Source organism: Paenibacillus sp. 05T425, assembly GCF_056396205.1.
In genome coordinates, this window is record NZ_JBFTLA010000021.1 from 1 (window position 1) to 12,415 (window position 12,415).

Below are 12,415 nucleotides of genomic sequence, written 5' to 3' on the forward strand. Positions count from 1 at the left end.
GGGTAGCGTCAAGAAGTTTGTGTAAGAAGGTAGGAATATCCATTGGGGAGACGGGTGTGAGTTGTGTTTGAATATTCTGAAAAAATAGTCGGTAGGGCTTAGCTCCTATTCGACTGGAACTTATTGGTTAACCAATGGCCTGTGGATAGCGTTCCTCGAACATCTCAGCCAGTTCCTTTTTGACTTCCGTCATACCGAAACCAGGTGTGATGCGCTCCGCATACCTATCGTTGTACTCGATGGATTGCATGTAGACGACTTTCTCAGCCGCATCCATGTTCGTCAAGCTGTTCATGGGCTTGAGCCGTTTGCGGAATTCCTTATTCATGCGCTCGATGGCATTTGAAGTATAGATGGCGTTCTTAATTTCTTTGGGGTACTTGTAAAACGTCAGCAGGGTCGACAATTGGTTTTCCCATGATTTCATTTCCTTCGGGTAAAGCTTGCCCCACTTGTCTTTAACCGTATCGAAGGCAGCAAGAGCCATGTCGTGGTCGATCGCGTTGTAGATCGTCTTTAGATCGTTAATGACGTCTGTCTTATGCTCGACGCGGATCTTCGGAAAAGTGGAACGTACCTTGTGCACGATGCAGTGCTGCACATCAGCCTTCGGATAGGTCTCCCGAAATGCCTCATCCAACCCTGGGAGGCCGTCGAAAACGCCAAGCAGCACTTCCTTGGCTCCACGACTGTAAAGATCTTTCAGTACCTCACGCCAACCGTTAGAACTCTCTTGGCCGCCGATGTAGAAGCCAAGGATTTGACGTCGTCCATCTTCATCAATGCCCATGGCGAAGTAGATGACCTCGCCTCTTACATTAGTCCGCTTGAGCTTGATGTAAAGTCCGTCTAAGTAGATGACAGAGTAACGCTTCTGAAGCGGACGGGTTTGCCAATTCTGGATGTCCTCGAGTACGGTAGCGGTAATGTTACTTACTGTCGTCGGGGAATAGTGGCTGCCAAACATGCTTTCGATGAAGCGAGCGACGTCACGGGTGCCCATTCCACTTTTGTACATTTGAATAACAGCCTCTTCGAGCCAACCGTCACGGCGCTGATACGGCTCAAAAACTTGAGTTTGAAACAGACTGTTTCGATCCCGTGGGACCGACAAGTCCTCAATGTTCCCGAATTTAGTATGCAGGGTGCGGTTGTAGTAACCATTGCGGCTATTGTGCCGCTTGGATTCATCTGACTCCATGAATGCTGAGATCTCAGCACGCATGATGCTCTCAAGGTTGTCCTGTACAAACTGAGTAACAAGATTTTCAAATAGATTAGTAAGCATGTTTTCGGGTATATTAGTCATCGGTAGGGTCCTTTCTCTGGTGGCTTCAGCAACCCCGAGAATACCCTACTTTTTTGTTGCCTGACTAGGCTACAAATCTTGGTACACAAACAATTTTACGCCATCTGGAGACGAAATCTTTTGAAAGGATAATCATGTATAAGTTTTCGGTATAACGAGTAAATCGACACTCCCCATTGTTCAGTTATTCAGTGTGGTCGGGGACCTGCTGCAGCCCCTTGTCGCTTCGGCGCGGTATCGGGAAATTCAGCAATAGAATTCCCGCTACGAATATGAACGTACCGCTAATCAGGTAGATCGTGATCGGCTCTTGAAAAAACAAAAACGACCACAATAACGCAAAGAGAACGGTACAGTTGCCGACAATGGCTACGACTGCGAACGGTACCCGCTTGATGGCCTCCGCGAACCAATAAAAACTGAGACCCGTAATGATGCCAAGCAGCACCAAGGCTCCCCAAGCCCATACGCTAACCGGACCTATAAATCCTTGGGATTGGATCGGAATCGGAACGGTAACGATTAACGTGCTCAGGAAGAACACCGATAAGTTCATGTTGCCGTTATCCATCTTCTTGAGAAGCATTCGTTGGCTTAATACATGAACGGCAGCGCCGATCCCGGCAAGCGTGAACAGCACCGACGTCAGACCGCTTCCCTCCGCGAGCTTGCCAATCGGCGTTCCATTCCAGCCGACGACGATAACGCCAACGACGCAAAACGCAGCCGCGATCCATCCGCGCGCCGTTATCTTTTCATTGAACAACAGCCCTGCCGCAAACAAGAGTACGACGGTCTGAACCGGTTGGACGAGAATATTGCCGTAGGAATATCCGATTTTTAACGCGATATTCTCAAAGGTATAATTGGCGGCCTTCCCTATTGCACCAATCCAAATCCACTTCATCCCCATGCGAAGCTGAAGCTTGCCATCCCTAATAAACAGATAGACGCCAAGAAAAATGACTCCGAAAAAAAAGCGCGCGAACGAAACAATCGAACTGTCCACCATTGTCGACGCTGTCTTGACAAGTACTCCGACGAAGCTCCAAGCCAATGTCGCGAGCAGCAACAGAATGTAACCCACAAAGATTCAACTTCTTTCATAATTTTATGCCAGGCCTAGACGCTTCCATCATTCTAGATTAGCAGACTTTGTTTAATGGGTAAACTATGTCTCTATATAAAAAAAGCCTGACAGAAGGTTCGGCCTCCCATTCAGGCTAAATGATTTCAATCGCAATTAATCGAAAAGACCGAAGATCCCGTCAGGCAACCACAGCTTTCTTACAACCAGGCATACAGCGAGCAGGACAACGCCAAAAATGATGTTTTTGGTCCATTTATTCATCGAAACTCCTCCATCTCCATTATTATTGGCATAGCGCCGTCGCTGCTTTACTTATCGAACCGTCTTTTCCCATACACGAGGAAGCATAACGCCACCGATATAAGCGTCCATACAATCAAGTTGGTCAAATTCCCTAGAATCGGAGAAAGTCCGCCCTCCTGATGAAGCTCGGTTACCGCCAGCACGAATTGATGCGAGGGCAGCAAGTTAATGATGTTCATCAAGGCGGGCATATCCAGATCGGGAACAAAAATAGGTCCGAAAATAAAGAGCAGAAGCAGGGGAAGGCCGACGATGGAGGATTCCGATGCCGTTCGCGCGATAAGGCCGATAACCGTACCCAAAGCCATAAAGATAAGAAGCAATAAAATCGCCAACACCGTCAAGTAAGCGTAATTGACGTGAGGTACGCCGGATATGGCCAAGCACGCTGCGATGACAATAATTGCAAATAAGGTGGTCGTCGCGCTTTTGCCCGCAAGCACCTCCAGTTTCGTAGCCGGCGACAGCATTAACGAACGCAGCGTATTTTTCTCTTTCTCTTCCGCGATCATATTCGCTTGAACGAAAGCTCCGGTAATGGATATGGCAACCAGTATAGGAACAGAGATAAACGAAAGGTCGCTCGGATCAGCCCCTTTTTGGTTGAATAATACGGCAATCAAAATAGGCATGCCCGCGTTCAATAAAATTTGCGGATTCCGAATCGCGTCCTTCCATTCTTTCTTGACGATCGCTTTGAAACGGCGCATAGAGAACGTCATTCAAGTCCCCTCCCCGTCAGTTTCACGAAAATATCGCCAAGCGTAGGCTCATTGGAATGAATGGCCAGCAGCTCTCCGCTGTTCATTAAGCTCCTTACATGATCCGCACTCGCTTCGTTTTGCTCCATAACCTGCTTCCCCTCCCGGGTCGTCACGGTAATGGAGCGATCGCCGTACTGCAAACGCAATGCCTGCGGGGTGTCTAGAGCTGAAATTTCCCCATTGTTCAGAAACGCAACGCGGTGGCAAAGGTCTTCGGCCTCCTGCATATTGTGCGTGGTCAAAAAGATGGTCGTCCCCCGACGGTTCATTTCGCGCAGCGTTTCCTGAATGCGGCCGCTGTTCACCGGATCCAAAGCGGACGTAGGCTCATCTAGAAAAAGAATGTCCCGCTCGTGCAGGATCGTTCTTGCCAGCGTAACCCTCTGCTTCATCCCTTTGGACAGCCGCCCGACTACCGTGTACATGTCTTCGATCAGATTGACCGCCTCTAGAACGGCTTCAATTCTTTGATCCGCCACGCCGTACAACCGACAAAACAGCACAAGATTGTCATATACGCTAAGACGCTCGTACAAGCCGCTGTTGTCCGTAAGCACACCGATTTTGCCCAAAAACGAGGAATGCCGGTTTCGTCCAGGATCGCTTCCAAGCACGTTCACCCGCCCCGATGTGTACAGCAGTTGAGAGGTAAGAATTTTCACCGTAGTCGTCTTTCCCGAGCCGCTGGGACCGAGAAACCCGAATATTTCGCCCCGTTGAACGCGAAAACTGATTTTCTTCAGGGCTTGCTTCTTTTTGTAAAGCTTTTCGAGGTGTTCAACCTCAATAATCGATTGCATGACGATTACACCTTCCCTTGACACGTGTAGCCTGTAAGCTCCGTTCCAGATTAAGCGTAAAGCGGTCCGACAGCCTCATATTCACCGCGAAAAGAGCTATTCGCTAGCCGAATGACGCCATTCGCGGGATGAACGGAACCAACTTCATAACCCTACAATCGTCTTCAGCTCCTCGAATTTGCCCTTCGACAACGGAATTCGCGACTTGCGATCGTCGCTCAGAACCAAGCTATAGCTGTTGCGGCTCCACACGATCAGCTCCGTCAGCCGATCGAGATTGACGATATAGGAACGGTGGCAGCGATAGAATCGAAACGGTCTGAGCTTATCCTCTAATTCAGCCAGCGTCCAGGTGCAAGCAAGAATGCCTTCCTTCGTATGTAAGCAGGTGTTACCCTCGTTGCTTTCAATAAAATGAATTTCTTGGGGATCGATGAACACATATTTATCTTCGGCTTTCACCATTAGCTTACCTAGCCTCACGGCATGATCCGACAGCTCGCTGCTGCTGTTAACAGTCGAGGGTTCCCCGTCGTCAGCGTCCATATCCGGCTCGCTCGTTTCCGTCTGCTCAGGTACGCTAACCGGAACAAACCCGCTTCCCGTCAGCCGGAAAATCGTATTCGAAATCGAATGCGCTTGCTCCAACGTCGCGCATGTAACGAGAATCGCCTTATCCCTGCGGATGAGCTCGTCTATCAGCCTCCTGACGATGATGCAGCTATCCAGATCGAGATTCTGTTCCGGATCTTCCCATATGATAATGGCAGGATCATGAACAACGCTTCGTACGAAGCTAAGCAGCCGCTTCTCCGAATAACTAAGCTTGGATATTCGTTCATGGGCTTTGCCCACCAATCCGATGATGCTAAGCAGCTCCGCTAACGATGCTTGAACTTCATGGAGCTCTGCCCAAAAGGAAAGGTATTCTCTCACCTTCAGCCGTTCATATAACCCTTCGTCGAGCGTGCTGAATCCGACTTGCTTGACAGCTTCCGGGCCCTCCAGAGCTAACCGTTCCCCTTGATAAGAGATCCCATATTCCGATGATACACGCTCTCCTCTCATGGACCGGATGAATGTACGTCCGCTATCGGGATTGCACTGTATAACGACGCATTGTCCAGAAACGAGCTCGATGACTTTGTTTATTCCATCCATGTAAAGCGCCTCCTGCTCACCGAATTTCTATATCGATATATACGAAAAGCCCGACTGTAAGGTTCACACCTTCCAGTCGGGCTTTTCGTTCATGCATCTTTATCTTATATGAGCGGCAGCCATGGCTACCCAGTGGCCGGGAGTTACTTCAACGAATTCGGAATGTTCCAATCCGTAAGGATCGGCCTTGCTTGCCTCGTTGTTCGTGACACGTTTCTTCAGTGCCTCCACCTTCGGATCGGGAACCGGAATCGCGGCAAGTAGCGATTTCGTATAATCATGCAGCGGATTGCTGTAAAGCTCCTCGCTTTCCGCAAGCTCGACGATTTTGCCCTTGTACATGACCGCAACGCGGTCGCTAATATGCTTAACCATCGACAGATCATGAGCGATGAACAGATAGGTTAGTCCGAGACGCTGCTGCAATTCCTCAAGCAGCTTCACGATTTGCGCTTGTATCGATACGTCCAGCGCGGACAACGGCTCGTCGCAAACGATAAACTCCGGTTCGACCGCAAGCGTTCTGGCAATGCCGATCCGCTGCCTCTGGCCGCCGGAAAACTCATGCGGATAACGCATCGCGTGCGAAGCTTGCAAGCCGACGAGTTCGAGCAGTTCCTCGACACGCCGCAACCGCTCGCTCTTCGACGTCGCGATGCCATGCACATCCAGCGCTTCTCCGATAATATCGACAATACGCAACCGAGGATTCAGCGAGGCGTACGGATCTTGGAAGATCATGCCCATATGGCTCCGTATTTTCTTCATCTCGCCTCGGTTCAATTGTTGGAGCGGAATGCCGCGGAACAGCACCTCTCCTCCCGTCGCTTCATTTAATCGAAGAATGGTGCGTCCCGTCGTGGACTTGCCGCTGCCTGATTCCCCGACCAACCCCAGCGTCTCCCCTGCGTGGATGTCGAACGATATATTGTTAACGGCTTTAATCAACTGCCCTTTGCCTAGGTCAAAATGCTGTCTAAGCGACCGAACCTGCAGCAGAGGAACGCCCTCCTCGCGCTTAACGGCGCTGGATACAGCCTTCGGCTTCTTCTTCTCGTCCAGACGAGGCAGCGCATTAAGCAGCTTAATCGTATACGGATGCTGCGGATCGGCGAAAATTTGCTCCGTCGTTCCCGTCTCTACGATTTCTCCATCCTTCATCACGACAACCCGATCGCACATCCCTGCCACGACACCCAAGTCATGCGTGATGAGAATAATCGATGTGCCGAGCTGCTGCTGAAGATCCTTCATCTGATTAAGGATTTGCGCTTGAATCGTTACATCGAGCGCCGTTGTCGGCTCGTCCGCAATAAGCAGCGAAGGACGGCATGCCAGCGCGATCGCAATCATGACCCGTTGGCGCATGCCGCCGGAGAACTCGTGCGGATATTGACTGTACCGCGTCTCGCTATTCGGTATGCCTACCATACGCAGCATCGCGATCGCTTCGGCTTTCGCTTCCGCTTTATTAAGCTTACGATGCTTGACGAGGCTTTCCTCGATCTGCTTGCCGATACGCATCGTTGGATTGAGTGAAGACATCGGGTCCTGAAAGATCATGCCGATGTCGCGCCCGCGAATCTCTTCCATTTCCTTATCGGTTTTGAAAGCGAGATTCTGGCCTTGAAACCATATTTCTCCGTTTTTGACCATGGCCGGAGGCGACGGCAACAGCCGCATAATCGAACGCGCCGTAACGCTCTTGCCGCTGCCCGATTCGCCTACGATGCCCAGCGTTTCGCCCTTGCGCAGCTCGAAGCTTACTCGGCGCACTGCCTCTACTTCACGTTCATGCGCAAAAAACGAAACCGATAAATCTTTCACTTGTAACAATGTATCCATATAAGCACCTGCTATTCTGTAAAATTCAGCTGTGTAATGATGCGTCATTTCATTGTTTTAGGTATAATAACAAGGAACTTTAACCAACTATAACTTTATTGACATTTCATAGCCGTTAAAATAAAATCTACTATATCGATCGGAATAATTCAATTTAAAATTTTTGTTAGATGAAAGGGAGCGGAATAGCTTGACAGGGCACGCAACTTCAACAAGTAATGGCTATACGGCTCGCATGGCAGCCATCTACCGTAAGATGCTTCTTCATAAAACATATGGATTCCTGCTGCTGCTTGCCGGTTTGCCAGTGTCCATCGTTGTCTACTTTATACATCTAGCACGCAAAGCGCAAGACGGCCAGAAGGCTCTAATAGAAGAAAACCGCAAGCTGCTGCTTGAGAGCGGCGCCAGAGAGAAGCTGCTAAAGGAAGCAACGGAGCAATTGCGCCGCAAACACGCCTTTTTTGGTCAAACCGTCACCGAAGAGCATACGCGCCGGGAAGCGGAACGTATCGCCTCCGATAAGTTCGAGGAGAAGCTCCATGATCGGCTTGAAGGATTGCGGATTCACACCTATACCTTAGCGGATACTTATGAGTCGCTTGCAGCTAATCCTGTCTTTATGGCGCTATCAGTCATTATCGGCTTTCCTATGTATGTGCTGATGGCCATCTATGCAAGCCCTTATGTCAAGTACGTAGCCGAACGGCTCGTAATGGCAGCTCTCGTCATTCTCGGCGTATCGTTTCTCGTATTTACGATCCTTTATATTTCGCCGATGAATCCGGCTGCCAATCTGCTAGGCGAGACGGCTACCGCCGAACAGATCGCCAATTTCAATCATTTATACGGACTGGATCAGCCTTATCTTGTGCAGTTATGGAACAATTTAAAGGGCATACTAACATTTGATCTGGGTAAGTCATTTGCCGGGAATGAATCCGTGACGACGGCGATTGCGAACAAGTTTCCCGTTACGCTTACGCTGACGACGATCTCGACCCTGATAGCCGTGCTGATTGCTCTTCCGATCGGCATCATATCGGCAACGCGTTCGAATTCCTTTTTTGATTATACCTTTATGTTCATCGCTCTGCTTGGCTTGTCCATTCCGAACTTCTGGCAGGGACTTATCTTTATCTTGAACTTCTCGATCAAGCTTTCCTGGCTTCCTGCAACGTATAATCCCGACAATTGGCTATCTTCCATTATGCCGATTGTCGTGCTCGGTACCGGCCTAACCGCTGCCGTAGCCAGAATGACCCGTTCATCGACGCTTGAAGTCATTCACGAGGATTATATAACGACTGCCAAAGCCAAAGGACTCGGCCGCGGACATGTGTTATGGAAGCATGCGGTCGGCAACGCGCTCATACCGATTCTTACGATTGTCGGCTTGCAATATGGCGCCCTGCTCGGCGGCGCGGCCGTAACCGAGAAAGTATTCAACATTAACGGTATCGGCAGCTACATTGTTGACAAGCAGTTTATTCCGGATATACCGGCCATTATGGGCGGCGTAATCTACACCGCTATTACCATATCGATCGTCAACGTTATCGTCGACCTGCTGTATGCTTTCTTTGACCCTAGAATCCGCTCCAAGATGAAACAATACTAAAGCAGGTGCTACTTTTGAAAAATAACGCCATTAACAACCAAGAAGCGCGGTTCCGACTGAAGTCGAGCTCCGAATATAGCCATGCCAGCTTTTCCGCTATCGTCTCAGCTGCGCTAGGCGCCGCCTTGCTGTTCGCCAGCTATGTGCCGGCCCAAGGCGCGTTCAACCCGCTGCCGTTCTTCGGCGGCATCGCCTGGATCGTCTTTGCCTTTCTCCAAACGTTGGTATGGGCGATCATCCGAAGCAATTTATTGAAGTCCGGCGAGATCAAGACCTCGACCAGGCGGCTTGGCTACATGCTGCTGCTAAGCCTTCTGACCGCTAACGTATTCATAGCGACATCGGCCTTCGGACTTATCAGACGGAGAAAAAACGCCGCGTACACGCTCGCCGTATACACGCTTCTCACGACATTGTTCGTATTTGCCGTATCCGCCTTGAACGTATTCAAGCCTTTCGTGGCTAACGGATATTTGCTTGGCATGTCGCTGCTAATCATTATTGCGGTGGTGCAGTTGGTTACCCTGCTGCTCATCGCCAAGTACGCAGACCATGCTGTCCTACCCGGGTGGATGGGTCTCGTAGCAGCCATTCTCATTGTCACATCAGCTACCGGCAACTTGTTCGCGCTCTTCCTTGGCCTGCTGCTCATTGCGAGACTGCGGGACAAAAATTATTCTTCCGGCTCTAGACTTGCCGAAGTGATCGATAAGCTGTCGCGAAGCTCCACCTCTATGCTCGGACTGCTGTTTATCGTCTTTCTGCTAACGATCGCCATAACGAGCTACCTGACATTCGATTACGGCATGGCGATTGAAAATAACTATAGCCTGATCTTACACTCGCCTGACCTGGCCTACCCGCTCGGTACGGACAATTACGGCAGAGATTTGTTCTCGCGCATTATTTTTGGAGCACGGATCTCGCTTGTCGTCGGTCTGCTCTCCACCCTTATTCCGCTGCTAATCGGCGGCGCGCTTGGCGCCATCTCCGGTTACTACGGAAGACGCACGGACAATATCATTATGCGATTGCTCGATGTCCTGTATGCCATTCCCGGCATTCTGCTCGCCATCGCGATTATTGCGGCGTTCGGGGCAAGCACCGCCAATCTGATTCTGGCGCTTAGCGTCGGTGCCATTCCGACCTATGCAAGGACGATGAGAGCGAATGTCATGCTCGTATCGACGCTTGAATATGTGCAGGCGGCACGCGCTTTCGGAGTCGGCGACGGTAAAATCCTGTTCAAGCATATCGTTCCGAATTCGATAGCGCCCATGATAGTCAAGGCAACGCTGACGATCGGCACCGCCGTCATCTCGACAAGCAGCTTGAGCTATCTGGGTCTCGGCGTTGAGCCGCATATTCCGGAATGGGGCAATATCCTGAAGCTGGGAAGCGCATATTTGGAGACACACTCGTTCACGGCGATCTACCCGGGACTGGCGATTATCGCGCTTGTGCTTTCCTTTAACTTTCTGGGAGACGGGCTGCGCGATGCGCTCGATCCGAAGCTCGACTAACACGGTAGGTCAATCAACCTTGGTAACCTCATTCATATTCCTACGGCCTCTACGTTACGAAACGATGCATGGACGATACATGAATGTGAGTTAATATAAAAAAATAGATAAGTGGAGGGAATCATCATGAAAAGAAAAACCAAATTTGCCGCTCTGCTGTTAATCAGTGCTGCGCTTATGCTCAGCGGCTGCAAATTAACGACCAAAGACGACGCCGCGGAATCGCCGGCGCCGACGCAAACCTCGGAAACGCCGAGCGACGGAACGAAAGTGGACATTGAATTGCTCGGCATGAGTTCCAACGAAGCCGACCTCAACATCGTTCGCGACCAATTGACGAAAAACGGCTTTAACGTAAAGCTTAACATTCAAGCCGACTACGGCAGCTTCAAATCCCAGCAAGATGCAGGCAACTTCGATATCGCATTGTCCGGCTGGACGAGCGTAACGGGCAACCCTGACTACGCGGTTCGTTCCCTGTTCAAAACAGGCGGCGACTACAGCATTCTTGCTGACTCCGAGATTGATGCGCTTATCGATAAGGCTGGCTCCGAGACGCCTGAGCAATACACGGAAACATACAAGCAGTTCGAGCAACAGCTTGTGTTCGACAAAGCGTATATCGCGCCGCTCTACAGCTCGCTGAAATCGCAAGCGTTCAATAAGGACGTGCTGAAATCGGATTCGGTTCGCCTGTCCAAATCGCGTTCCCTTCCTTGGGAAGATCTTGATTTCAATGATGCGGGTAAACGCGCCAAAGATCCGATCGTGCTTCAATCGACGATGCCTACATTGACATCGCTTGATCCGATCAAAGGCAATGACGGCTCGATCAACATTATTAACACAAACCAATACGTGCGTCTTGTGAACTTGACCGACGACGACAAAATTACGTCCGAAGGCTCCCTTTCCTACAATCACGCCATTGCGGAAGGCAATTCCGATTACTATTTCATTCTGAGAGACAACATTAACTTTGCTGCAGTTAAAGACAAGCTGGCGGTCGATACGGGCGAACGCGTAGGCGGAGACGACGTTATCTTCTCCCTGAACCGTGCCAAAGACAAAAACTCCGTGCCTGACCATCGTACGTTTACGCTGCACGAGCATATCGGTCAAGTCGAGCTTGTAACCGACGTCGCAGCTCTTGATGCCGTTAAAGTATCGGGCGGCAGCGATACGGTAAAAGCAGCGCTTGAAAATGGATTGGATGCGAAAATTTCTTCGCTTGTATCCGACAAAACGCAAGCGAGCAGCAAAGATGGCAAATACCAAGTCGTGAAGCTTACGACTACCGAGCCTTTCCCGCAAGTTCTGAACTACCTGGCTCACCAATCGGCGGGTATCGTATCGAAGAAACAAGTCGAGAAAATCAACACGTATGACGTGGCTAAGTTCGACGTGAACAAGGACATCCCTTACGGCGACCAGAACACGGTAACCGAAGGCAGCACGTACAACAATACGCTTTACACAAGCGGTCCGTACATCCTGTCCTACAAGAACGAATATGAAGCTGTATTCTACAAAAACCCGGCTTACATGAAGGGCACAGAGCACGAGCCTAACGTGAACAGCATCAATATCCGCTTTATCAAAGACATGGACGCAAGCTTGTCCGCGCTCCGCAGCGGCGAAATCGATTTGTTGTACTCCGTGCCTGAGAACAAATTCGACGTTGTGAAAGGCGACAGCAAGATTGAACTGCAAACTGTACCGAGCAATGCGGTTTCGTACCTGTTGTTCAACACGAAAAACCGTACGGTTGCCGAAAGCGCCGATCTGCGAAAAGCAGTGCTTTACTCCATTAACCAAGACGAAATTCTCGCCTTCTACGGCGGCAACAAATTCAAAGCGATCTCTACGCTCAGCACAATGGTTAAGACCGGTCTTGAGCTGAAAGCCGATTCGGCCAAAGTGAAAGAATACCTGGACGCTTACAAAGCAAGCAAATAACGTAATAGGCAAGTTCGAAGACTGCCCAGGGCATCGCGGA

9 protein-coding genes are annotated in these 12,415 nt (G+C 50.1%); 3 read left to right on the plus strand and 6 right to left on the minus strand.

Annotated features, from left to right (window positions below):
- Positions 1–127: 127 nt before the first annotated feature.
- The 6 genes from AC1DF0_RS29560 to AC1DF0_RS29585 form a co-directional block, all read right to left on the minus strand.
- On the minus strand, positions 128–1,309 hold the full coding sequence (locus AC1DF0_RS29560) for an IS256 family transposase (protein ID WP_477576984.1): 1,182 nt from the start codon (positions 1,307–1,309) through the stop codon (positions 128–130).
- A gap of 184 nt (positions 1,310–1,493) precedes the next feature.
- A complete protein-coding gene (locus AC1DF0_RS29565; protein ID WP_477576986.1) occupies positions 1,494–2,396 on the minus strand; it encodes a DMT family transporter in 903 nt (300 codons plus the stop codon).
- A 311-nt stretch (positions 2,397–2,707) separates the two neighbouring features.
- A complete protein-coding gene (locus AC1DF0_RS29570; protein ID WP_477576988.1) occupies positions 2,708–3,424 on the minus strand; it encodes an ABC transporter permease in 717 nt (238 codons plus the stop codon).
- Positions 3,421–4,266 carry an ABC transporter ATP-binding protein gene (locus AC1DF0_RS29575; protein ID WP_477576990.1) on the minus strand — a complete coding sequence of 282 codons (846 nt, stop codon included), beginning with the start codon at positions 4,264–4,266 and terminating at the stop codon, positions 3,421–3,423. The genes AC1DF0_RS29570 and AC1DF0_RS29575 overlap by 4 nt, the downstream gene beginning before the upstream one ends.
- A gap of 144 nt (positions 4,267–4,410) precedes the next feature.
- Positions 4,411–5,427, minus strand: coding sequence for a LytTR family transcriptional regulator DNA-binding domain-containing protein (locus tag AC1DF0_RS29580; RefSeq protein ID WP_477576992.1), 1,017 nt, complete (start codon positions 5,425–5,427; stop codon positions 4,411–4,413).
- A gap of 99 nt (positions 5,428–5,526) precedes the next feature.
- On the minus strand, positions 5,527–7,272 hold the full coding sequence (locus AC1DF0_RS29585; RefSeq protein WP_477576994.1) for an ABC transporter ATP-binding protein: 1,746 nt from the start codon (positions 7,270–7,272) through the stop codon (positions 5,527–5,529).
- A gap of 190 nt (positions 7,273–7,462) precedes the next feature.
- On the opposite strand from AC1DF0_RS29585, the gene AC1DF0_RS29590 reads away from it, so the two are divergent.
- The 3 genes from AC1DF0_RS29590 (at position 7,463) to AC1DF0_RS29600 (ending at position 12,375) form a co-directional block, all read left to right on the plus strand.
- Complete coding sequence (locus AC1DF0_RS29590) at positions 7,463–8,893, plus strand: ABC transporter permease (protein ID WP_442048232.1); 1,431 nt, start codon at positions 7,463–7,465, stop codon at positions 8,891–8,893.
- A gap of 14 nt (positions 8,894–8,907) precedes the next feature.
- On the plus strand, positions 8,908–10,416 hold the full coding sequence (locus tag AC1DF0_RS29595) for an ABC transporter permease (RefSeq protein ID WP_477576996.1): 1,509 nt from the start codon (positions 8,908–8,910) through the stop codon (positions 10,414–10,416).
- Positions 10,417–10,542: 126 nt separating this feature from the next.
- Positions 10,543–12,375 (plus strand): ABC transporter substrate-binding protein, encoded by a 1,833-nt coding sequence (locus tag AC1DF0_RS29600; protein ID WP_442048230.1) that lies wholly within the window; start codon positions 10,543–10,545, stop codon positions 12,373–12,375.
- Positions 12,376–12,415: the final 40 nt, after the last annotated feature.

Coding starts and splice junctions, on each gene's coding strand:
- AC1DF0_RS29570 (WP_477576988.1), bottom strand. CDS start 3,424: ATGACGTTCTCTATGCGCCGTTTCAAAGCGATCGTCAAGAAAGAATGG.
- AC1DF0_RS29585 (WP_477576994.1), bottom strand. CDS start 7,272: ATGGATACATTGTTACAAGTGAAAGATTTATCGGTTTCGTTTTTTGCG.
- AC1DF0_RS29600 (WP_442048230.1), top strand. CDS start 10,543: ATGAAAAGAAAAACCAAATTTGCCGCTCTGCTGTTAATCAGTGCTGCG.
- AC1DF0_RS29575 (WP_477576990.1), bottom strand. CDS start 4,266: ATGCAATCGATTATTGAGGTTGAACACCTCGAAAAGCTTTACAAAAAG.
- AC1DF0_RS29580 (WP_477576992.1), bottom strand. CDS start 5,427: ATGGATGGAATAAACAAAGTCATCGAGCTCGTTTCTGGACAATGCGTC.
- AC1DF0_RS29560 (WP_477576984.1), bottom strand. CDS start 1,309: ATGACTAATATACCCGAAAACATGCTTACTAATCTATTTGAAAATCTT.